This window comes from Gracilimonas tropica DSM 19535 (assembly GCF_000375425.1).
Lineage (GTDB): Bacteria > Bacteroidota > Rhodothermia > Balneolales > Balneolaceae > Gracilimonas > Gracilimonas tropica.
The window spans coordinates 437,878-459,327 of record NZ_AQXG01000002.1; the positions used below are offsets into that span (position 1 = coordinate 437,878).

Below are 21,450 nucleotides of genomic sequence, written 5' to 3' on the forward strand. Positions count from 1 at the left end.
TTTGGTAGCTTCACTAAAATAAAATTACACATATAAGTTGGAGATGGTTATGCGAGATAAGATGACAATTAGCCCGGAACAGGTTCGGTCTGTTTTAGGAAAACACATGCTTACCGATGGTTATGAAATGGTACTCGATCTTGAAGAAAGTGAAGGGCCATATCTTTATGATTCAAAATCAGGCAAGCGTTATCTCGACTTCTTTACCTTTTTTGCTTCCAATCCGTTGGGAATGAATCACCCTAAGCTGGCTCAGGATGAAGATTTTGTGCAGAAGTTGGCACGTGTGGCCATCAACAAACCATCCAACTCCGACATCTACACCAAAGATATGGCGGAGTTCATGGAGTCTTTTGATCGCGTGGGAATTCCTGATTACATGCCCTATTCTTTTTTCATTTCAGGCGGAGCTCTTGCAGTAGAGAATGCGATGAAAGTTGCATTCGACTGGAAGGTGCAGAAGAATTTTGAAAAAGGATATCGACAGGAAAAAGGACATAAAATTCTCCACTTTGAAAAAGCTTTTCATGGTCGTTCCGGTTACACACTCTCTGTAACCAACACCGTTCCTGATAAAGTAAAATACTTCCCAAAATTTGACTGGCCACGGGTGATCAGTCCGGCCATGACCTTCCCTGCAACCAACGAGAATATTGCAGAGACGGAAGCTCAGGAAAAATTAGCTATTGCCCAGGCAGAGCGTTTCTTCGAGATTTATAAAGACGATATCGCAGGGATCTTGATTGAGCCTATCCAGGGAGAAGGCGGCGACCGGCATTTCCGCCTCGAATTCCACCAGGCACTTCGTGATTTGGCCAACAAACATGAAGCACTTCTTATTTATGATGAGGTTCAAACCGGAGTAGGCATGACCGGAAAATTCTGGGCACACGAGCATTATGTGAAGCCTGATATTTTGGCCTTTGGCAAAAAAGCACAGGTTTGTGGAATCTTAGCCGGTAAACGCGTAGATGATGTTAAAACCAACTGCTTCCACGTTTCATCCCGCATCAATTCTACCTGGGGTGGAAACCTGGTTGATATGGTTCGCTTTGGAAGAATCCTGGATGTAATCGAAGAAGAAAATCTGGTTGAGAATGCAGCCAAGGTTGGAAGTTATCTTCAAAGCAGATTAGAGGCATTGGCTGATAAACACGAGTATTTCACCAATCCGCGCGGAAAAGGTTTGTTCTGTGCGATTGACCTGCCGGACGGTCATTCCCGTGATGCTGTCATCAAAGAATGTGTAAATAATGGGTTGATGATCCTTTCTTGCGGCCCCAACACCGTAAGATTCCGTCCCCCGCTCACTATCACTCAAGAACAGATTGATGAAGGGCTCGACATCCTCGAAAAAGCTTATAAAAAATGCCTGGATGATTGTCCGGTGGCAAGCTAAAAAAACTGCGAAACTCAGCGAGAATAAAAAAGTTTTTCAAGCAGATAAGCACAGATTAAACGCTGATTTTCGCAGATTCCTTGATTATACCAACTGATGACTTTCCGGCTGAATAACGATCTCATTCATCACCGAACCCGTTGGCTGATTTACCGCATAGAAAACGGCATCCGCGACTTCTTCGGGCGAAAGCATCATGTCTTTTTTGACGCGCATGTTTACTCTGTCGTCATCCCAAAAAGCAGTATCTACTCCACCTAAATAAAGAAGGGAGAATTTAGTTTTACCTCGACGCTGCTCTTCAACCAAGGCTTTGGTAAATCCCTGAATAGCAAATTTGGAAGCGGCATAAACAGAGGCATTTTTCATCACATATTTGCCCATGGTTCCGGGAAACATAACCACGGAAGTCGGCTCATCTTCTTTCATGTGCTTCATTACGGTTTGGGTGACCAAAAAGGTGCCATACACATTCACATCAATAATTTCTTTGGCATCGGCTGGATCGATATCCATGAACGGCTGGATGATTCCCTGTCCGAATGCGTTAATGAGCACATCAATTTTTCCGAGCTGGTTTTCGATTTCTGAAGCCATCCGCTCAACGGCCCGGGGATTGGTAGCGTCCGTTTCAATGGCAAAAGCTTCTCCTCCATTATCGTTGATCTCTTTGGCTATTTCTTCAGCCTTAGCTTTATTTCGAGCTGCTAATATGACCTTAGCTCCTTCTTTACCTAATCGTTTCGCCGTTGCTGATCCGATTCCGCCGGAACCTCCGACGATCAGTACGATTTTACCTTTCATGATGTAACGTCTTTCTTGATGAATAGTCACATCATAGAAGCTGATTAGCTAAAATTTCGTTCCTGTCAGTCTACTTTTTTGTAGTTGATCCGCCAGTTCAAATTCCAGCTTTTCCCTCCATCCACCGACGATTCCCAGTCCCATTTCAAAGAATCATTGGTAATGTCGTAAAACACCATTCGCTGAGTAAATAAGGTATCTTCCCCTATCTCCCTGATTTCTGTCTGAAAGATCCTTTTGGTCCCGTCCACTTTGCCCGTAAAATCAAAATATCCGCCCTGATTGTCGGCCCACGCCTGTTTCCAGGTATTAGTCCGTGGGTTATAGACTGAAATGCTGGTCCCCATGAAACCTTCCATCTGTCCGTGATTCACCCTGAAATTCTCCTGAATCACTTTTCCATCCAGCGTTTTTTCAATGAAGTTGGTGCCGCGCCCTGTATCCCCGTTAGCCTCTTCCCAGGTCACTTCCCATCCGCCCAGCCAAAAATCAAAATAAGCTTCCGGCTCGATCTCCAGTTCGCTGGTTAGTGATTCTTCAAAGGGTTCTTGCGCTTCTTGTTTTTGACAAGCTGATGTTAGTAACAGCAAAGACAGTATATAGAGAGGAAGGACTTTCATAATGCTTGAATTTGTGAAGGTTCACTTATCAATATCGAAAAATTCCCGAATAAGTTGCTGATTAATCAACTACTATCTTCCCCGCAAGCTACAAACAAGTTTGTTCTTGCTGTCCCTCCAAAGGGACACAGCCCCCAGCCACAATTCCATTCTGTTCCAGAGGATAGATTTCAACCAATTGGCAAAGAACCTAAGGTTCGGAGAGAGACAGATTTAGCTTTAGCTATAATCCAGAGTGAGAATCGAGTGCAATCTGTCTCATGAACTATACTTCCATCGCCTTTGGAATCACACTCTCATAAATCTCTTCCGATTCAGAAACTGATATTGAAACCAGATCTTTGATCTTCAGCGTATCACCTTTCACCACACCCAGTTCATAAATCGGCACTTCAGATTTTTCAAAGTGATCTTTTACACGCTGCAATTCAGCTGCCGGAATAGTAATCACCACTCCGGATTGTGCTTCGCTAAACAACACTTCGTGGGGTGAGCCGGCTAACGTTTCCAGGGAAAGCTCGGCTCCTTTCTTACCGAAGATCGCCATCTCAGTGAGAGTGGTAGCTAATCCCCCATCCGAAATATCATGTGCAGCTGTAACCAATCCTGTTTGAATAGCGGTGAGTAATGCCGTTTGTAGTTTTACTTCAAAATCGAGATCCAATTCCGGAGCGTCTCCGGTAGTCAGACCGTGGATCACTTTCAGATATTCGGAACCGCCTAATCCTTTTCGTTCAGCACCAATGTAAAGCACAATATCGCCTTCATTTTTAAACGCAGGTGTAGTGACATGTTTCTCCACATCCTCTATCACCCCTAACATTCCAATGATCGGAGACGGGAAGATAGCACTGTTGGGATTTTCATTGTAAAAGCTCACATTTCCACCGGTTACAGGTGTATTCAGCGCACGACAAGCGTCCCCCATTCCACCCAAAGCTTCCTTGAAGGTCCAATAGACTTCCGGTTTATAGGGATTCCCAAAGTTCAGGCAGTTGGTAATGGCCATAGGCTTGGCACCGGAACAAACAACATTTCGGGCTGATTCTGCCACGGCAATCTGTCCGCCTTTGCGAGGGTTCAGATACACATATCGTCCGTTGCAATCAGTCTTAGCCACCAGCCCTTTCTTGCTTCCTTTGATGCGAATCACCCCGGAATCGGATGCTCCGGGAGGCGTCACCGTATTGGTTCGAACCGTGGTATCGTACTGTTCATGTACCCATCGCTTGGATGCAATGTTGGGTGAGTTCAATAATTTCTTAAGCGTTTCGGTTTGATCCGAGGGATGATCCAAAGAGTTTGTATCAAACTTCTGTACTTCATCCAGGTAAGCCGGCTTTTTGGTTTCACGGATATACTGTGGGGCACCGCCGCCCAGCACTAAATGCTCGGCCGGAATTTCAGCTTTGATCTCGCCATCTTTCCAATAGGTGACTTTATCACCTTCTACTACTTCCCCGATCACCACGCCGTGAAGATCCCATTTCTCATACACATCAATAATCTCCTGTTCGCGGCCTTTTTCCGCTACGATCAACATGCGCTCCTGACTTTCGGAAAGCAGCAATTCGTAAGCCGTCATGCCATCTTCCCGCGCCGGTACTTTATCGAGATCTATGCGCATTCCCTGTCCGCCTTTGGCTGTCATTTCGGAAGAAGAGCACGCAATTCCAGCCGCGCCCATATCCTGCATTCCAACAACGGCGCCGGTTTTCAACACTTCCAAACTGGCTTCCAGCAATAATTTCTCTGTAAACGGATCTCCCACCTGAACGCTGGGACGTTTTGCGTCACTTTCTTCGCTGATCTCTTCGGAGGCAAACGTGGCCCCATGAATTCCATCTCGACCGGTGCTGGCTCCTACAATGATCACCGGGTTTCCAATTCCTTCAGCAATGGCAGAAGCCGTTTCCCCTTCTTTCACCAGTCCGATACTCATGGCATTTACGAGCGGATTGCCTTCATAACTTTCATCAAAAACCACTTCGCCGGCAATGACCGGAACGCCAAAGGAGTTTCCATAATCGCCAATTCCGCGAACTACACCATCCAGCAGATAGCGAACTCGGGGATTTTCCATAGATCCAAATCGAAGCGAATTCAAACTGGCTACCGGACGGGCTCCCATGGTAAAGATGTCGCGATGAATGCCACCAACACCCGTAGCAGCACCCTGATACGGCTCAATAGCTGAAGGATGATTATGACTTTCAATTTTAAAAGCACATCCAAGTCCATCTCCCAGGTCCACTAATCCGGCGTTTTCTTCTCCGGCTCCTACCAATAAATTCTCTCCCTCAGAGGGCAGTTTTTTAAGCTCTACGATGGAGTTTTTGTAGGAGCAGTGTTCACTCCACATCACAGAATACACACCCAATTCAGTAAAGGTCGGAGTCCTACCAAGCCGGGACAGGATCATTTCATATTCTTCTTCTGTGAGTCCGTGTTCGAGAGCAAGTTCAAGGGTAACTTCCGGGTCTGGAGTAAGGTTCGCTGACATTGTTGAATGTTGGAAATTGGGGTTGATCCGGGCGTAAAATTCCGGATGAGTTAAGACGGAACAGAAGGTACGATTATTTGGGAAAAGGCTCTAATTGGATTTGAGTTTTGAGCGATCAGCTTTCAGCTATCAGGCTTCAGTTTTGGAGTGGTTATAAAGGTTTATGAGCCTGAATTAACCCACGCCCCTCTCTCTGATTATAGCAAAGCTAAATCCTGTCTCTCTCCAAAGAGAGATAGGTTCTTTCTAATACAAACAATATCACTTTAAGCAAACCCTATTGCCTAGGCCGAGAACCTGTGTCCCTTTGGAGGGACAGGAAGAATGAGCCTGCTCATTACTTCCGGGGAGGACCGTGCCGGACTAAGTCAACGATGGTGTTTCCACCAAAATCGGCTCAGCGAGCCGTTGTACCTTTAGCCACGAAACCGCTCAAAGACTGCCTGTTCTAAATCCTCCCTGTGATCCGGATGCGCAATTTCTACCAGAGCTTTGGCACGCTGACCTAAATTCTTTCCATATAAATTCGCAACTCCATATTCCGTCACAACATAATGCACGTGGGCACGGGTTGTCACTACTCCCGCTCCTTGTTTTAGAAATGGGACAATTCGACTGATTCCCTTGTTGGTAGTTGAAGGCAAAGCGATGATCGGTTTTCCTCCCGGTGATAGTGAGGCTCCGCGAATAAAATCCATTTGTCCCCCCACACCCGAGTAATGATATGTTCCGATGGAATCTGCACAAACCTGCCCGGTAAGATCGACCTCCACTGCGCTGTTAATAGCTGTCACTTTAGGATTGCGCCGGATCACGGCCGTGTCATTGATATAGGCGATATCCAGCATGGCCACGGAGGGATTGTCGTCGATGAAATCGTACGTCTTTCGGGAGCCCATCACAAAACCACTGACCACTTTGCCGGGATGAATTTTCTTATTCATTCCGTTAATCACTCCATTTTCCACCAGCTCGATCACCCCATCGGAAAACATTTCGGTATGTACACCCAGATTTTTGTGGTTGGCCAGGCTTTTTAATACCGCATTTGGGATGGCTCCTATGCCCATCTGCAGAGTTGCGCCGTCATCAATCAAACCCGCACAATACTGTCCGATCTTCAACTCAGCTTTATTGGGTTCCGGTACGATCTGCTCAGGAAGTGCATCTTCAACTTCCACCAACGCATTAATTTTATTTATGTGAATTTGTCCATCACCATGCGTTCGGGGCATATTTGGGTTCACTTGGGCGATTACATATTTAGCAGTTTGAGCTGCAGCTACCGCAGCATCCACAGAAACACCCAATGAGCAAAATCCGTGATCATCAGGAGGAGAAACATGGATAAGCGCTACATCAAGCGGCAGAATTCCGTGACGAAAGAGATTTGGAACCTCACTCAAAAAAACCGGAACGTAATCTCCCCGGCCTTCATTTACTGCTTTCCGCACGTTTGCACCAACAAACAAAGCATTCACAAAAAAACTGTCCTTGTATTCCGGAGCGGCATAAGGTGCCGGACCTTCCGTATGCAAATGGATCACTTCCACATCATTAAGCTCGGCATGCCGGTCCGTCATCGCCTGAATGAGCTGCACAGGTGTGGCCGAAACTCCATGTACAAAAACCCGATCGCCCGATTTAATTTCCTTCACCGCTTCCGCCGCCGTCACATACTTACTCATAGTACTTCAATAATTTTTTTGGTTTGAACCGATGATAACGAAGCATTATGAATTTTTCTTAAAGAGGGGAATGTGATTTGTACCTCAATTCTATAATGACAAAATTGATTTTATCTGAATCTTTAAATCGGGAATGTCAAACTTTATGGAATACCAGACTTCGGAAGCATCAACCCGAAAATATTCATGGATCAATATATTTCTGAAATCTTTTATAATTCGCCATTCAACTTCAGAGTATTTTTCTTTAGTGGAAGTAGAAATATTTGAGGCGGCTTCACCAGTAATTTCAAACTGCCTAATAACAGCAGATTGTATCAATGCACTATTTCTGAACTCTACTTCATTTACATTCTCTGTAAACTCCTGAACAGCTAAAATTGCCTCATATATATGATTGAGCCTTTCAAAGTCTTTTCTATCATACTTCATATATAACTTTAGCTTCTTCCTGCACCTTATTGATTGCATCAACAGAAAGTCCTAACTCAGTCCCTATATCCACATTTAAACCAAGTTGATCCTGAAGATCATTTTTGTACCTCGATAATTCCATCAACCCAACCGGATGCTTTAGTTCAATCAATATATCCAAATCTGATTCTGCTCCTTCTTTTTCGGTAGCATAGGAGCCAAAAATGGATACTCTTTTCACCGGCTTTCCCTCAAAGTATTTTTTTATGGTGATATAGATTTCTTCTCTTTTCATGCCATAAGATATCAACTCAGGTTTTCAAATGCGATGACCATTGCTATTACCTTGACTTTCCATTTCAGAAAAAAATTAATGCCTTCCGTTATTGACACTTTTCCTAATTCCCCTTAAAATCTAATATCAATATTAGAATTTAAATATCAGAATTAAATTCATCTTTATGAGGTTGATTTCACAAGGCGCACAGTACGCCATATCGGCAATTATCGCCATTTCGAAGCATACCGAGGACGGCGCCGTTTCTGCTTCATTTCTGTCTAAATCATTGAACTGCCCAACTGCCTATCTCTCTCAGGTGTTAGCCAAATTGAAGGAACCCGGAATCCTTAAATCTCAGCGTGGACTGAATGGCGGCGTGTATCTCGCTAAACCTGTGAACCAAGTGACTATGATGGACGTGATCGCTGCCATTGACGGTACTGAGTTCTTCGATAAATGTTTTATGGGTATCGAAGGGTGCGGCAATATCGAACCCTGCCCTTTTCATGAATTTTGGTCGGTAGAGCGAAAGAAGATAGAGAAATGGCTTCGGGAAACCACTTTTGAGCAAGTCGATCAAAAAATGACGCAAAAATGGTTTGATCTTCGCTTGCAATTCTCCAACGGAGGTCCTTCATTCAAATAATGGGAACCACAGCAGTCATATCATCTGATATTTGCTATCACTGTGGAGAGGACTGTGTAGATGAGACCGTACATTTTGACGACAAATCCTTTTGTTGTCTTGGGTGCAAATCAGCTTACCAAATTCTGGATGAAAGCGGGTTGTGCTCCTATTACGACCTTGATACCAATCCCGGCATCAACTTAAAAAACACCAAACACCGGACTCGTTTCGATTACCTTGAAGATAAGGAAGTCGTCGACCGTATTTCTGACTTTTGCGATGCTTCCAGGCTCTCACTCACCCTGAACATCCCAAATATCCATTGCACTTCTTGTGTGTGGCTGCTCGAGAATCTCCAAAAACTGGATTCCGGAGTCCTAAAAAGTGAAGTCAATTTCTTAAAGAAGGAATTATCTCTGCTGATAGATACCAATCATACATCACTCCGGGACGTAGTAGAACAGCTGGTAACTATTGGCTATGAACCTGAAATCCGGCTCGAGAAATTAGATTCCAAAACAGAAAAAGCTCATCAGAATCGTGCACTTTGGTTAAAAATGGGCGTGGCCGGGTTTGCATTCGGGAACATCATGTTGTTTAGCTTTCCGGATTACCTGGATACTTCCGGCAGCGGACTCGGCGGCAACTTCCATCTTTTCTTTGGTGCATTGAATATCATCCTTGCGCTACCGGTTTTACTTTACAGCAGCAGTGATTACCTGAAATCAGCTTTTGCGGCTTTGAGTCAGCGCGGGGTGAACCTCGATGTTCCCATTTCGATTGGCATTGTGGCGTTATTTTCGCGCAGTGTATATGAGATCGTCACTATGACGGGAACGGGCTACATGGATTCCTTTACCGGGCTGATCTTCTTTTTGTTGATCGGCAGACTGGTACAGCAGAAAACATTTCATCGTTTGTCTTTTGATCGGGATTACCGCTCCTACCTCCCTATTGCTGTGAATGTATTAAATGATCATGACGAAGAATATTCCGTTTCTCTGGATAAATTGGAGCCCGGAAAACGCATGCGGTTGCGCAATCAGGAATTAGTGCCTTGTGATTCAACCCTGCTTTCGGATGAAGCTTTTATGGATTACAGTTTCATCACCGGAGAATCTGAGCCTGTTACCGTTACAAAAGGAGAACGGGTGTTTGCCGGGGGAAGATTGACCGGGAATGCGGCTCTCTTCAATACAGAAGAAAAAGTCACTAACAGTTATCTCACCAAACTGTGGAATCACGAAGCATTTCAAAATAATGACAAGGAACTGAAGCTGACGACTTTTGCTGATAAGATCAGTCCCTATTTTACTATATCGGTGCTTGGAATTGCCTTTTTTGCGGGATTGTACTGGCTGCAGGCTGCCGAAATGGATACCGCTCTTTCAGTTTTCACGGCCGTTTTGATCATTGCATGTCCTTGTGCTTTAGCTCTTTCCACCCCATTCACTCTCGGCTCGGCTTTGAATATCCTTTCGCTGAACGGTCTTTTCATAAAAAACCATTTGCTGGTTGAGAATTTATCCAAAGCCACATCCATTGTTTTTGATAAAACCGGCACCCTTACGGAGAATGAGTCTGATACGATCACGTTTCATGGCACTGCATTGTCTGAAGAAGAACAAAATTGGGTACGATCGGCCTGTAAGAATTCGATTCATCCGCTCAGCAGAAAGATTGCAAATTCACTTTCGAGTTCATTCCTCCATCAGCCCAACCATTTTGAAGAGGCTCCGGGAAAAGGTATTTATGCAGATTTTGGACATTCATCCGTCTGCCTTGGCTCCAAGCAATTTCTTGCAGAAAAAGGTAAAATTGATTTGTCTAAGATTCCTCTCTTCAACGGTTCCACTGTACATCTTGCGGTCAACGGGAAACACAGGGGTTTTTTTGGTATTCAGTCTGTCATGAGAACTGGTATTTCAGAGCTACTCAACTCCATCAAGACAAAATTCAGCACATACCTTCTATCCGGAGATAATGAGACTCAGAAGCTGGCCTTCTCCGATTACTTTGGTGAAAATGGCTCACTCCTCTTCAATCAAAAGCCACAAGAAAAACTGGAGTTTATTACCAGATTACAGGATCAGGGTGAACAAGTGATCATGGTGGGTGATGGCTTGAATGATGCCGGAGCCTTAAAAAAATCCGATTTTGGGATCGCCCTTGCAGATGACGTAAGCTCTTTTGCCCCGGCTTGTGATGCCATCATGGAAGGGGATTCCCTAAATAAGCTTCACCACTTCATCAAATTTTCACAACAGAGCATGAATATCATCATCGCGAGTTTCGTGCTCTCGCTGCTCTATAACACCATCGGTTTGGGCTTTGCCATAACGGGACATCTGTCTCCCCTGGTAGCCGCCATATTGATGCCGCTGAGTTCTATCAGCGTAATGGTGTTTACGTTCCTAACTACACGGTTTTTTGCACGCAAAGGAGGTCTGGATATATGGAAGTGATGTATTTGCTTATTGGATTTAGTCTGCTCGTGGCTCTCATTTTCCTGGGATTATTTTTTTGGGCGGTGCGTTCCGGGCAGTTTGATGATCAATACACTCCCTCTATGCGTGTGCTCTTCGACGACAAAAAATCTTCACCAAAAAAATCAAACAACAACCAAAACCATCGGGATGAATAAATGTCTTCATCAACTTTAGAAACCTTTCATTACGATAACGATATTGTCCGCAAATTCGGGGTAGCCACCATTGCGTGGGGACTCATTGGCTTTATCGTTGGGCTAACCATTGCTCTCAAACTCATCTGGCCGGACTTTCTCGGCTTTATTCCTGAACTCAGCTATGGGCGATTACGACCTCTGCATACCAATGCGGTGATCTTTGCCTTTGCAGGAAATGCCATTTTCTACGGCGTCTATTATTCGCTGCCAAGGTTGACCAAAACCCCTATGTGGAGTCAGAAACTGAGTCAGATTCATTTTTGGGGCTGGCAGGCGATCATTGTTTCGGCGGTGCTCACGCTTCCATTTGGAATCAACACCAGTAAAGAATATGCCGAACTGGAATGGCCGATCGATATCGCCATCACCATTATTTGGGTGATCTTTGGCCTGAATATGATCATGACGATATTGAAGCGTCGTGAGAAGCACCTTTATGTAGCCATCTGGTTCTACATCGCTACGTTTGTGACCGTGGCTGTGCTTCACGTCGTAAACTCTTTTGAGGTGCCTGCTACTTTCCTGAAGAGTTATCCGATCTATGCGGGTATTCAGGATGCCTTGGTGCAGTGGTGGTATGGACACAATGCGGTGGCTTTCTTCCTGACCACCCCGTTTTTGGGAATCATGTATTATTTCATACCAAAAGCGGCTAATCGCCCCATTTTCTCCTACCGATTGTCGATTGTACACTTTTGGTCACTGATCTTTATTTACATCTGGGCCGGACCTCACCACTTACTGTACACTGCGCTTCCCGGATGGGCTCAAGCACTGGGAACAGTATTTAGTTTGATGCTGATCGCGCCGAGCTGGGGCGGAATGCTCAATGGTTTATTAACCTTGCGGGGAGCCTGGGACCGGGTTCGGGAAGATCCCGTTCTCAAATTCCTGGTGGTAGGTGTAACCGCCTATGGTATGGTAACTTTTGAAGGTCCAATGTTATCTATTGCCAATGTAAATGCCATCGCACACTATTCTGATTACATCATTGGCCACGTGCACAACGGAGCTTTACTGTGGAATGGAGGGTTATCTTTTGCCATGCTCTATTACATTACACCAAGGATTTATAAGACCAAGCTTTACTCCGTAAAACTTGCGAATGTGCATTTCTGGTTTGCGACCCTTGGGGCTATCTTTTATGTGATCCCTATGTATTGGGGCGGTATCACACAAAGTTTGATGTGGAAACAATTCACTCCTGAAGGACTTCTTCAGTACCCGAACTTTCTTGAGACGGTAACCCAGATCATCCCGATGTATGGATTACGGGCTATTGGTGGCACTTTGTTCATTATTGGAGCTGTTATTGGTGCTATTAACCTGATCAAAACAGCACATCAGGGTTCGTTTGTAGCAGAGGAAGAAGATGAAGCACAAGCGATCATCGATCCTGCTGCGGGCACCAAAGAAAAATGGCATCGACGTTTGGAGTCACGTCCACTTCAATTTACGGCGCTCACATTAGTGGCTATCCTGATTGGAGGAATTGTGGAGTATGTGCCAACCGCTCTTGTGGATTCCAATGTGCCTACCATCGCCAGCGTGAAGCCTTATACCCCGCTGGAGATTGAAGGAAGGGATATTTACATCGCGGAAGGATGTAATAACTGTCACTCTCAGATGATCCGTCCTTTCCGCTCTGAAACAGAGCGATACGGTGAGTATTCCAAAGCCGGTGAATTTGTGTATGATCACCCTTTCCTTTGGGGATCAAAACGAACCGGTCCTGATTTGCATCGTGTAGGAGGCAAGTATCCGGATAGCTGGCACGTACGCCACATGTACGATCCAACTTCTACTTCCCCGGGCTCTATCATGCCGGCATATCCCTGGTTGTTTACCGAAGATATGGACAAGGAAAGCATTCCCAACCGAATCAATGCACTGCGAAAAGTGGGGGTACCATATGTTGAAGGATACGAAGACATCGCACTTCGTGATCTTGAAGCCCAGGCCAACGACATTGTTGACGGACTTCGACAAAATGGATTTGATCAGATCGAAGGTATCCAAATTACTTCCGACAAGAAGATCATAGCCATTATTGCTTACATGCAGCGCCTGGGAATTGACATCAAAGGAAATGTCAACCCATGGGAAGGACTGCCATCCGGTGATCGCATTCAGGCAAACTTCAAACCTCAAACGGAGAATTAGCGATGTACAAGAATGTATTACGCGCTATTGAGGACATAGGCATCTACCCAAGTATCTCATTAATCATTTTCTTCACCTTCTTTATAGGCTTGATCGTGTACCTGATCATTAAAGGAAAAGATCACTGGAAAGATGCGGAAAAACTGCCTCTCGAGGACGAGAACAATATGAATATCAAACAATCAGAACAATGAAAGTATTTGACGACGAAAAAGATCTCCTACTGGACCATGATTATGATGGCATCAAAGAACTCGATAACCACATGCCTGTATGGTGGCTTTGGCTGTTCTATTTCACCATCGCCTGGGGGGTAGGATATCTCACTTACTACTATATTTTTGACGGCCCCAACCAGCACGAGGAATACGAAATGGAAATGGCTGCTGCTCAGGAAAAATATAACCTGTCACCCGAAAATGGTGAAGGCGGAGAGCCGGTAGCCGAGCAATTCAGCTGGGCATTTCTGGATGATGAAGAACGAATTGCCGAAGGCCGTGAAATTTTCATGGGAACAGGAAACCTGTGTTTTACCTGTCATGGTTCTAACGGAGAAGGGCTGGTTGGACCAAATCTAACAGATGAACTTTGGATTCACGGCTGTTCTGCCGAAGAAGTAGCAAGCAGCATTATTAACGGTTATCCTGATCGTGGAATGATCGCCTACGGAAGTGGCTCCCGAATGCCCAATGAAAAAGTGCAAAGCCTGATCAGCTACATTGCATCTATTCAAGGCAGCGAACCGGCAAACCCCAAAGCACCGGATCCGCGTGCTCAACCTTGCACTATTGAATGAAGGGATCGGTGATATGGTGACTATCAACTCAAAATAATCACCATATCGCCTTTTACCTGTACACCTGTCTTCACACAATCATTAAAAATGAAATCTACCTTATTTCAGATTCCGATATAAATGAGAGAAACCTGAGGTTAAACTAAAAAATGGCAAGTTTAGAAGAGCAACGACGTATTGACCAACAGAATTTTCGTAATCACCTTGCTACGGTAAATGAGGAAGGAAAAAGAAACTGGATCTATCCCAAGAAGCCAAGTGGACGTTACTATAAAGCAAGAAATATAGTTGCCCTACTCCTTTTGGCCTTCTTCTTCAGTGGCCCATTTATAACGGTCAATGGTAACCCTCTGCTGTTAATCAACATCATCGAACGTAAATTTGTGATCTTTGGCGTGGCATTCTGGCCCCAAGACCTGCATTTACTGCTTTTTGGGATGCTGACTTTTATTCTGTTTGTCGTACTTTTTACCGTAGTATTTGGACGATTGTGGTGCGGGTGGGCCTGTCCACAAACTATTTTCATGGAAATGGTTTTCAGACGGATCGAATACTGGATCGAAGGCGATGCAGCTGCCCAGATCCGGCTCAACAAACAAGACTGGAATTTGGAGAAGATCACCAAGAAGGTCAGCAAACATGCTATTTTTTATGCAATGGCTTTTTTGATCTCCAATCTGTTCCTCGCCTACATCATCGGGAAAGATCAACTTTTTGATATCATCACAGATCCACCCTCAGAGCATATTGCCGGACTTAGTGCAATGATCGTATTCAGTGGTGTTTTTTACGGTGTTTTCGCTTTTATGCGTGAACAGGTATGTCATTTTGTGTGTCCCTATGGACGTATGCAATCTGTGATGCTCGACAATAACTCCATCAATGTGATGTATGATTATGTGCGGGGTGAGACTCGGGCAAGTGTCAAAGATCGCTACCAGCTTGAGAACCGCAAGGCCACCCTCGAAGACCTTGGTTTCAGTGCAAACGAGCAGTTTGGAGACTGCATAGACTGTTACCAATGTGTGAAGGTGTGCCCCATGGGGATCGATATTCGGAATGGCACTCAATTGGAATGTGTGCATTGTACAGCTTGTATTGATGCATGTGATTCTGTCATGGACAAGATCGACAAGCCACGAGGACTGATTCGGTATTCTTCCGAAGACGCCATTCGTGAAGGAAAGCAAAAAGTGTTAACACCTCGTGTGGCAGGTTATTCCGGAATACTTTTAATCTTGCTTACCACCTTTATCACTCTATTGACACTGCGCCCCGATACCGAAACAACGATTTTAAGAGAACCGGGTACTTTATATCAGGAATTGCCAGAGAACCGATATAGCAATATTTACAACCTGAAGATGCTGAATAAGACGTTCAAGGAAATTCCTATCGAGATAAAATTGGAGCAGCCGGCTGGTGAGTTGGTATCTCTTGGTAGTTTTACATCTATTGCCCCTCAAAATGCTGCAGAAGGCAGATTCTTGATTCAACTCTCTGATTCTGTACTAACAGGGCAACAAACAGAATTAGTCTTCGGCATCTATTCAGGTGATAAAAAACTCGAAACCGTAACTTCCGGATTTTTGGGTCCGGCCAATAACAACTAATCGTTCAATTAATCCTATGAGTATAAAAGATAAATTAAACTGGGGAAGCGGTATTACCATCGCCATAGTGGTATTTGTATTAGCTACCCTCAGTACAGTAAGCTATCTCATCAGTCTTGAGTTCTACCTTGTTTCTGAGGATCACTACGAGCAAGGAGTGGAATACCAGCAAACCATAGAAGGTATTCAAAATGCCAGAAACCTTGACACCCCGGTTTTGATCTTATTTGATGAACCTACTGTATCCATCAAGATCACATTTCCCAAAAAGCTGAGATCCGATTCTCTGGATGGAACCATTCGGTTTTATCGTCCCAACGACTCATCCCTGGATCGTACTTACCCCCTTCACCTTGATGGGGATGGCCGTCAATCAATCCCTGTTTCAGATTTCGAGGAAGGACGTTGGAAGCTGACGCTAACATGGCAGCAAGATACACTTACCTATATTGACGAGAAGAACATTTTTATTTAGAGTCAGAACTTAAACTCTGTGCATCTCAGGGCACTTTGTAGTTAGCAAAATGGAACTTTGGACCGGATTTACTTTAGGATTACTTGGAAGCTTTCACTGCATTGGCATGTGTGGGCCTATTGCTTTGAGCATCCCGGGGCAAAACCGTTCAAAATCGGCCATGTTTATTCGTGGAGTACTATATAATTTAGGGCGAGTTTTCACCTACGCCTTTCTTGGCTTTGGACTTGGCATTTTGGGAATGGGCGCAACAATAGCCGGATATCAACACATCCTTTCAATTATTTTGGGTGCATTGATCATATTGTTTGCCATGATACCACGCATCAAGCTGCCCGGTACATTGACCGGTAATTATCAAAATTTCCAATCTATGATCAGCTCCTCCATCGCTGCTCTTTACAGAGAGAGGTCTGCCGGCTCTTCTTTTTTGATTGGCTTACTGAATGGCTTTCTCCCCTGTGGATTTGTGGTAACGGCCTTAGCGGTAGCCTTAGTTACCAATACTGCATTACACAGCAGTATTTACATGGCCCTATTTGGATTAGGGACACTCCCTGTAATGCTCTTCATGAACATGGCTCCGGGATTTATCTCTCCAAAACTCCGCTCCAAACTCCGCCCCTTCTCCACCTATTTTGCGATCATTATTGGCTTGCTGCTCATCTGGCGAGGCTTCATGGCGGGTGGTGCGATGATGGGGCATTAAACACTACTACTTAAGTCAAGATTTTCGACGCCTAATTCACCACTGCCCCCTCTCTTCCCGATTTTTCGGGACAGTAGAACTAAAATCAGTCTCTCTCCAAAGAGAGATAGTTCTTGCCAGCACATAATATTGACCATAAAGATTTTATCAGAGGCAAGAACCTATGCCCCTCTGCAGGGTCAGGAAAAACAGCTTGCTGTTTCTTGAAGGGAGGGAAGTCACTTTGTTTTCACACTTAAAGCTTTCAACAGCTCCTCAAAATCATCGAAGATCAAATTTGCCAGCTTATATCCTTCTTCAATGGGATTCTTGGTATACCAAGCCACTTTCCAATTCGCTTTGGAACCACCCACGACATCAGAAGTGAACGAATCCCCCACATAAAGAATATCTTCTCGGTTCACACCGGCTAATTTTGTGGCATGATCAAATACTTTGGGATGCGGTTTCATCTCTCCCACTTCTTCAGAAATGACAATATGACGGGCCGTCTCTTTTAGGTTGAACAGATCAATTTTCAACCATTGTGTTTCCGCAAAACCATTGGTAATGATCCCTACCTGATATTTATCCGCGATCTTCAGATACGATTCCTTCGCTCCATCTATCCACTCCCAGTGATTTCGATAATAATCCATATACACATTTCCGGCTTTTTCGTGCATCGATTCATCGAGCTTTAAATCCCGAAACGTCTCTTGAAAACGTCGGCGGTGCAGTTCGTGGCGGTCGATCTCTCCGCGTCCATATTCTTCCCAGAGCCCTTTATTGATATGATGATAGGTTTCCAACAACTGCTCTTCTGAAATTCCATTAAACATGTCGAAATGATCGTGAACATCTTTGAGTCCTGCCTGTTCTGCCTTTTTGTGATCTAAAAGGGTGTCATCTAAGTCAAAATAAATGAACTTGGGATTAAGTTGTGACAATGGAATAGTTTTTGATTATTGTTGAACCTAACGAAGCCTACTTTCGTAGACGGGCAACAAATAAACCACAAAATCTCAACTCATGAAAGCAAAATTTTGGATCTTCATCGGAGTGCTAGCACTCCTCGTTTTTTATGGAATCAGTGTAAATAACAGCTTGGTAACAGCTGAAGAACAAGTAAACAGTGCCTGGGCCCAGGTTGAAAACCAATATCAGCGCCGTGCCGATCTTATTCCCAATCTGGTTAATACCGTTCAGGGAGCTGCTGACTTCGAATCTCAAACTTTGCAGGACGTTATTGAAGCCCGAAGTAAAGCAACCTCTGTTAATATTAGCGCCAACGATCTGAACAACCCGCAGGCATTTCAACAATTTCAGGAGGCTCAGAATCAGTTAAGTGGTGCATTGTCCCGCTTGTTGGTTACGGTTGAACGTTATCCTGAGCTGAAAGCCAACCAAAACTTCCGGGATCTTCAGGCACAACTTGAAGGAACAGAGAATCGGATTTCAACTGAGCGAATGCGCTTCAATCAGGCTGCTCAGTCTTTCAATACTCAAATTCGAAAATTTCCAACCAGTTTGTTTGCTTCTGTATTAGGATTCGATCAAAAAGAATATTTCCAGGCAGAAGATGGTGCTGAGCAAGCTCCTGAAGTCGATTTCAATAATTAAATAATTTAAACCCGCAGAGGTCACAGAGTGATATGGATAAAGAAGATCCTGAAAAACTCTGTGCCCCCGGGCTAATGTATATTATGGCAAAATTTCTTACTCAGAAACAAGAAGAACACATTGTAGATGCTATCCGTCAAGCCGAAGAAACGACTTCCGGAGAAATTCGCGTCCATGTAGAAAAGAAATGCAAAGCTGAAAACCCCATTGACCGCGCTAAAGAAGTTTTTGCTGAACTGAAGATGCATGAAACGGAATCACGAAATGGCGTAATTGTGTATGTTGCATGGAAAGACCAAAAGGTTGCTATTTGGGGAGATGAAGGCATTCACGGGAAAGTTGGTCAGAAGTTCTGGGAAGATGAAGTTGCACTTATGATCAAGTATTTTAAAGAAGAGGATTATGAAACCGGCCTCTCAGAAGTAGTATTGCAGATAGGTCAAAAATTAAAAGAGAATTTCCCCTACGACAAAAAAGAAGATGTCAATGAGCTTTCAGACCAAATCAGTTATAATAAAAAAGAAGGGGAAGCTGATGCGTAGAATTTTAAGCCTTGCCATTTTCTTAATACTATCTATAACAGTATCTGCGCAGGATTTTTTACCTGATAAGCCGGTCGGTATGGTTAATGATTTTGCTGATATGCTCACCTCTTCCGAAGAACAACGGCTTGAAACCAAACTTAGAAGCTATCGGGATACAACCACCAACGTAATAGCCATCGTTACCCTCGAAAGCCTGAAGGGATATCCTGAAGAAGAGATCGCTACCACTCTTTTTAATAACTGGCGTATGTGGGAAGGTGAACGATACAATGGCGTGCTCATCCTTGTATCAGAACAAGACCGCAGAATGCAGATCGAAGTTGGTTATGGCCTGGAGGGGGCCATTCCGGATGCTATGGCAAATCGCGTATATGCGGATGTTTTGGTTCCCAGTTTTCGTGCCGGTGATTTTTACGGAGGTCTGGATCAAGCCACGAATATTCTGATCGACTTAGCGGCCGGAGAATTCCAGGGTTTTCCAAAACAAGAATCTTCCGGTGAAGGCCTGCCTATTGATGTGATCATCATATTTATTATTATCATTTTTATTCTGATTTCCCGGGGTAAAGGAGGCAAGGGAGGTCGCAGACACTCTATCGGATCCGGCGGTATTATCTTTTACGGAGGCGGATTTGGCGGAGGCAGTGGCGGTGGGTCCTTCGGCGGAGGCGGCGGATTTGGAGGCTTTTCCGGTGGTGGCGGATTTGGCTCAGGCGGTGGTGGCGCCGGAGGCGGTTGGTAGGTATCCCTTCGGGAATTAAGGATTCAAGATTAAAGATGAAAAATTGAGGTTTACTAATTTTGGATTTTGATTCCTCAGTCTTGAATTTCCATAGCTTGTTCGAGATCGGAGATGATATCTTCCACACCTTCAATTCCTACAGAAAGCCGAACCAGACCGTCAGTGATGCCAGCTGCTTTTTTGATGTCTTCGTCTACAATAGAATGTGTCATAGAAGCCGGATGTTGAATAAGACTGTCAACGGCTCCAAGACTTACTGCCAATGTGCATAATTTTACTTTGTTCATAAGAGCAACACCTGCATCAAATCCTCCCTTGAGTTCAAAGGATATCATCCCGCCAAATCCATTCTTCATCATTGAAGAAGCCAGTTTGTGCTGTGGATGCGATTCCAGTCCCGGATAGAAAACATGGTCTATTTTGGGATGATCTTCCAGCCAACGGGCAACCTGCATCGCATTCTCGTTATGTTGTTTCATGCGAACGGGTAACGTCTTAATTCCATGGGTGGTAAGCCAGGCATCCATTGGACCTGCTATTCCGCCTAAATTCTTTCTAAAGAGATGAGTTTCGGCTTCTTCAAATAATTCTTTCCTTGCAATCATAACTCCACCAATTACCGTACCGTGCCCTCCCAAATACTTGGTAGTGGAATGAACTACGATATCGGCTCCCAATTCCAACGGCTGAATATGATACGGTGTTGCAAAGGTGTTATCCACCATCAACAATGCACCATGTGATTCTGCCAACTGAGCTATCGCCCGGATATCCGATATCTTCAAGGTAGGATTGGCAATACTTTCCAGGTAAATCATTTTTGAATGAGGATGCTTTTTAAGCTCCATTTCAACCAAGAAAAGATCCGAAGTATCTACAAATGATACAGAGATTCCCATTCCGGGAGCTTCTTCCTTCAGAAATTGAGAGGTACAACCATAGAGATCATTTTGAGCGATCACGTGTCCCCCTTTGGCCATACTTAGAATGCCCGTAGTGATGGCAGCCATGCCACTTCCGAACGCCATACCTGTATAAGCTTCCGGGTTATCCAATGCATATGTTTCAAGAGTACAAATGGCTCTTTCGAGTTCTTCGACTGTAGGGTTTCCGAGCCTTGAATACACATGACTTGCCCCACCTTCCTCGTGCCTGAATGCTTTGGCTCCGGATTCTACATCATCAAAAACAAAGGTTGAGGTTTGATAGATCGGTGAAGTATGAGATCCATATTGATCTTTCTTTCCTTTTCCGCCGTGAATGGCTGCAGATGCAAATGTAGCTTTAGTCTTGGTTTTCATGATACACAGGAATTGGAGATTGTTCTTTAATAGTGTTAAGCACGATGCTGGTATATAAACGCTCAACATCAGGCAGTGTAGTCAGTTTGTTACGCATCAATTGCTCATAGTCTTTGGTATCTTTTGCAACTACATGAAGAAGAAAATCACCGTCTCCAGTAGTGTGATAGCAAGCCAGGATTTCAGGAATTTTCTGTATGGCCGAAGTAAATTCCTCCATCAAATTAAGCTGATGTACTTTTAAGGTTACTTTCACAAATGCAGAAAAACCCCGGCTTACGGCTTCTTTATTGATCCTTGCCGAATAACCTTCAATCACGCCTTCTCTTTCCAGCCTTCGAACTCTCTCTAAGGTCGGAGTGGTGGTCAGGCCAATACGTTCTGCCAGTTCTTTATTGGCAATCCGCCCGTCTTCCTGAAGGATCTGTATGATTTTGCGGTCAGTAGAGTCGAATGAGGAAAGCATAGCATAATTGACTTTG

22 protein-coding genes are annotated in these 21,450 nt (G+C 44.4%); 13 read left to right on the forward strand and 9 right to left on the reverse strand.

What is annotated here, in order from left to right; all coding sequences use genetic code 11:
• The first annotated feature begins 61 nt into the window (after positions 1–61).
• Positions 62–1,399, forward strand: a complete 1,338-nt coding sequence (gene lat, locus B151_RS0105565; RefSeq protein WP_245550360.1) for an L-lysine 6-transaminase — start codon at positions 62–64, stop codon at positions 1,397–1,399.
• An 84-nt stretch (positions 1,400–1,483) separates the two neighbouring features.
• Here lat and B151_RS0105575 read toward each other — a convergent pair whose 3' ends face one another.
• The 6 genes from B151_RS0105575 to B151_RS0105600 all read right to left on the reverse strand — a co-directional run bounded on the left by B151_RS0105575 (position 1,484) and on the right by B151_RS0105600 (position 7,723).
• A complete protein-coding gene (locus tag B151_RS0105575) occupies positions 1,484–2,203 on the reverse strand; it encodes an SDR family oxidoreductase (RefSeq protein ID WP_020402622.1) in 720 nt (239 codons plus the stop codon).
• A 65-nt stretch (positions 2,204–2,268) separates the two neighbouring features.
• Positions 2,269–2,823, reverse strand: a complete 555-nt coding sequence (locus tag B151_RS18085) for a hypothetical protein (RefSeq protein ID WP_020402623.1) — start codon at positions 2,821–2,823, stop codon at positions 2,269–2,271.
• Positions 2,824–3,088: 265 nt separating this feature from the next.
• Positions 3,089–5,326 (reverse strand): phosphoribosylformylglycinamidine synthase subunit PurL, encoded by a 2,238-nt coding sequence (gene purL, locus B151_RS0105585; protein ID WP_020402625.1) that lies wholly within the window; start codon positions 5,324–5,326, stop codon positions 3,089–3,091.
• A gap of 416 nt (positions 5,327–5,742) precedes the next feature.
• A complete protein-coding gene (locus B151_RS0105590; protein ID WP_020402626.1) occupies positions 5,743–7,014 on the reverse strand; it encodes an acetyl-CoA hydrolase/transferase family protein in 1,272 nt (423 codons plus the stop codon).
• A gap of 90 nt (positions 7,015–7,104) precedes the next feature.
• The gene (locus tag B151_RS0105595; protein ID WP_020402627.1) at positions 7,105–7,446 is read right to left on the reverse strand and encodes a HepT-like ribonuclease domain-containing protein; all 342 of its coding nucleotides are present in this window, start codon (positions 7,444–7,446) and stop codon (positions 7,105–7,107) included.
• Positions 7,436–7,723 (reverse strand): nucleotidyltransferase family protein, encoded by a 288-nt coding sequence (locus B151_RS0105600; RefSeq protein WP_020402628.1) that lies wholly within the window; start codon positions 7,721–7,723, stop codon positions 7,436–7,438. Before B151_RS0105600 ends, B151_RS0105595 begins: the two co-directional genes overlap by 11 nt.
• A 166-nt stretch (positions 7,724–7,889) precedes the next feature.
• Between B151_RS0105600 and B151_RS0105605 the strand changes: the two genes are divergently transcribed.
• The 9 genes from B151_RS0105605 to B151_RS18100 all read left to right on the forward strand — a co-directional run bounded on the left by B151_RS0105605 (position 7,890) and on the right by B151_RS18100 (position 16,778).
• A complete protein-coding gene (locus B151_RS0105605) occupies positions 7,890–8,354 on the forward strand; it encodes an RrF2 family transcriptional regulator (RefSeq protein WP_020402629.1) in 465 nt (154 codons plus the stop codon).
• Positions 8,354–10,801 carry a heavy metal translocating P-type ATPase gene (locus B151_RS0105610; protein WP_020402630.1) on the forward strand — a complete coding sequence of 816 codons (2,448 nt, stop codon included), beginning with the start codon at positions 8,354–8,356 and terminating at the stop codon, positions 10,799–10,801. The genes B151_RS0105605 and B151_RS0105610 overlap by 1 nt, the downstream gene beginning before the upstream one ends.
• Positions 10,792–10,980, forward strand: a complete 189-nt coding sequence (ccoS, locus tag B151_RS0105615; protein WP_020402631.1) for a cbb3-type cytochrome oxidase assembly protein CcoS — start codon at positions 10,792–10,794, stop codon at positions 10,978–10,980. Before B151_RS0105610 ends, ccoS begins: the two co-directional genes overlap by 10 nt.
• Positions 10,981–13,185 (forward strand): cytochrome-c oxidase, cbb3-type subunit I, encoded by a 2,205-nt coding sequence (ccoN, locus tag B151_RS0105620; protein ID WP_020402632.1) that lies wholly within the window; start codon positions 10,981–10,983, stop codon positions 13,183–13,185.
• 2 nt (positions 13,186–13,187) lie between these two features.
• A complete protein-coding gene (locus B151_RS0105625) occupies positions 13,188–13,379 on the forward strand; it encodes a hypothetical protein (protein ID WP_020402633.1) in 192 nt (63 codons plus the stop codon).
• Positions 13,376–13,981 carry a cbb3-type cytochrome c oxidase N-terminal domain-containing protein gene (locus B151_RS18095; protein ID WP_020402634.1) on the forward strand — a complete coding sequence of 202 codons (606 nt, stop codon included), beginning with the start codon at positions 13,376–13,378 and terminating at the stop codon, positions 13,979–13,981. The genes B151_RS0105625 and B151_RS18095 overlap by 4 nt, the downstream gene beginning before the upstream one ends.
• Positions 13,982–14,130: 149 nt before the next feature.
• A complete protein-coding gene (gene ccoG, locus B151_RS0105635; protein WP_020402635.1) occupies positions 14,131–15,594 on the forward strand; it encodes a cytochrome c oxidase accessory protein CcoG in 1,464 nt (487 codons plus the stop codon).
• 16 nt (positions 15,595–15,610) lie between these two features.
• Positions 15,611–16,069, forward strand: a complete 459-nt coding sequence (locus B151_RS0105640; RefSeq protein ID WP_020402636.1) for a FixH family protein — start codon at positions 15,611–15,613, stop codon at positions 16,067–16,069.
• Between the two features lie 49 nt (positions 16,070–16,118).
• Complete coding sequence (locus B151_RS18100) at positions 16,119–16,778, forward strand: sulfite exporter TauE/SafE family protein (protein ID WP_020402637.1); 660 nt, start codon at positions 16,119–16,121, stop codon at positions 16,776–16,778.
• A gap of 218 nt (positions 16,779–16,996) precedes the next feature.
• On the opposite strand, the gene B151_RS0105650 is transcribed toward B151_RS18100, so the two are convergent.
• Positions 16,997–17,707: an HAD family hydrolase gene (locus tag B151_RS0105650; RefSeq protein ID WP_020402638.1), complete on the reverse strand. Its 711-nt coding sequence runs from the start codon at positions 17,705–17,707 to the stop codon at positions 16,997–16,999.
• An 82-nt stretch (positions 17,708–17,789) separates the two neighbouring features.
• On the opposite strand from B151_RS0105650, the gene B151_RS0105655 reads away from it, so the two are divergent.
• From B151_RS0105655 to B151_RS0105665, 3 genes are read left to right on the forward strand one after another with little or no spacing between them, the layout of a single operon-like run.
• Positions 17,790–18,380 (forward strand): LemA family protein, encoded by a 591-nt coding sequence (locus B151_RS0105655; protein ID WP_020402639.1) that lies wholly within the window; start codon positions 17,790–17,792, stop codon positions 18,378–18,380.
• A 32-nt stretch (positions 18,381–18,412) separates the two neighbouring features.
• The gene (locus tag B151_RS0105660; protein WP_020402640.1) at positions 18,413–18,922 is read left to right on the forward strand and encodes a TPM domain-containing protein; all 510 of its coding nucleotides are present in this window, start codon (positions 18,413–18,415) and stop codon (positions 18,920–18,922) included.
• Positions 18,915–19,667 (forward strand): TPM domain-containing protein, encoded by a 753-nt coding sequence (locus B151_RS0105665; RefSeq protein ID WP_020402641.1) that lies wholly within the window; start codon positions 18,915–18,917, stop codon positions 19,665–19,667. Before B151_RS0105660 ends, B151_RS0105665 begins: the two co-directional genes overlap by 8 nt.
• A 74-nt stretch (positions 19,668–19,741) precedes the next feature.
• On the opposite strand, the gene B151_RS0105670 is transcribed toward B151_RS0105665, so the two are convergent.
• Positions 19,742–20,968, reverse strand: a complete 1,227-nt coding sequence (locus tag B151_RS0105670) for a trans-sulfuration enzyme family protein (RefSeq protein WP_020402642.1) — start codon at positions 20,966–20,968, stop codon at positions 19,742–19,744.
• Positions 20,952–21,434, reverse strand: a complete 483-nt coding sequence (locus B151_RS0105675) for an Lrp/AsnC family transcriptional regulator (RefSeq protein ID WP_020402643.1) — start codon at positions 21,432–21,434, stop codon at positions 20,952–20,954. The genes B151_RS0105670 and B151_RS0105675 overlap by 17 nt, the downstream gene beginning before the upstream one ends.
• Between the last annotated feature and the right edge of the window lie 16 nt (positions 21,435–21,450).

Excerpts from the sequence above, each read along its gene's own strand:
- lat (WP_245550360.1), top strand. The coding sequence starts at position 62 with ATGACAATTAGCCCGGAACAGGTTCGGTCTGTTTTAGGAAAACACATG.
- B151_RS0105575 (WP_020402622.1), bottom strand. The coding sequence starts at position 2,203 with ATGAAAGGTAAAATCGTACTGATCGTCGGAGGTTCCGGCGGAATCGGA.
- B151_RS18085 (WP_020402623.1), bottom strand. The coding sequence starts at position 2,823 with ATGAAAGTCCTTCCTCTCTATATACTGTCTTTGCTGTTACTAACATCA.
- purL (WP_020402625.1), bottom strand. The coding sequence starts at position 5,326 with ATGTCAGCGAACCTTACTCCAGACCCGGAAGTTACCCTTGAACTTGCT.
- B151_RS0105590 (WP_020402626.1), bottom strand. The coding sequence starts at position 7,014 with ATGAGTAAGTATGTGACGGCGGCGGAAGCGGTGAAGGAAATTAAATCG.
- B151_RS0105595 (WP_020402627.1), bottom strand. The coding sequence starts at position 7,446 with ATGAAGTATGATAGAAAAGACTTTGAAAGGCTCAATCATATATATGAG.
- B151_RS0105600 (WP_020402628.1), bottom strand. The coding sequence starts at position 7,723 with ATGAAAAGAGAAGAAATCTATATCACCATAAAAAAATACTTTGAGGGA.
- B151_RS0105605 (WP_020402629.1), top strand. The coding sequence starts at position 7,890 with ATGAGGTTGATTTCACAAGGCGCACAGTACGCCATATCGGCAATTATC.
- B151_RS0105610 (WP_020402630.1), top strand. The coding sequence starts at position 8,354 with ATGGGAACCACAGCAGTCATATCATCTGATATTTGCTATCACTGTGGA.
- ccoS (WP_020402631.1), top strand. The coding sequence starts at position 10,792 with ATGGAAGTGATGTATTTGCTTATTGGATTTAGTCTGCTCGTGGCTCTC.
- ccoN (WP_020402632.1), top strand. The coding sequence starts at position 10,981 with ATGTCTTCATCAACTTTAGAAACCTTTCATTACGATAACGATATTGTC.
- B151_RS0105625 (WP_020402633.1), top strand. The coding sequence starts at position 13,188 with ATGTACAAGAATGTATTACGCGCTATTGAGGACATAGGCATCTACCCA.
- B151_RS18095 (WP_020402634.1), top strand. The coding sequence starts at position 13,376 with ATGAAAGTATTTGACGACGAAAAAGATCTCCTACTGGACCATGATTAT.
- ccoG (WP_020402635.1), top strand. The coding sequence starts at position 14,131 with ATGGCAAGTTTAGAAGAGCAACGACGTATTGACCAACAGAATTTTCGT.
- B151_RS0105640 (WP_020402636.1), top strand. The coding sequence starts at position 15,611 with ATGAGTATAAAAGATAAATTAAACTGGGGAAGCGGTATTACCATCGCC.
- B151_RS18100 (WP_020402637.1), top strand. The coding sequence starts at position 16,119 with ATGGAACTTTGGACCGGATTTACTTTAGGATTACTTGGAAGCTTTCAC.
- B151_RS0105655 (WP_020402639.1), top strand. The coding sequence starts at position 17,790 with ATGAAAGCAAAATTTTGGATCTTCATCGGAGTGCTAGCACTCCTCGTT.
- B151_RS0105660 (WP_020402640.1), top strand. The coding sequence starts at position 18,413 with ATGGATAAAGAAGATCCTGAAAAACTCTGTGCCCCCGGGCTAATGTAT.
- B151_RS0105665 (WP_020402641.1), top strand. The coding sequence starts at position 18,915 with ATGCGTAGAATTTTAAGCCTTGCCATTTTCTTAATACTATCTATAACA.
- B151_RS0105670 (WP_020402642.1), bottom strand. The coding sequence starts at position 20,968 with ATGAAAACCAAGACTAAAGCTACATTTGCATCTGCAGCCATTCACGGC.
- B151_RS0105675 (WP_020402643.1), bottom strand. The coding sequence starts at position 21,434 with ATGCTTTCCTCATTCGACTCTACTGACCGCAAAATCATACAGATCCTT.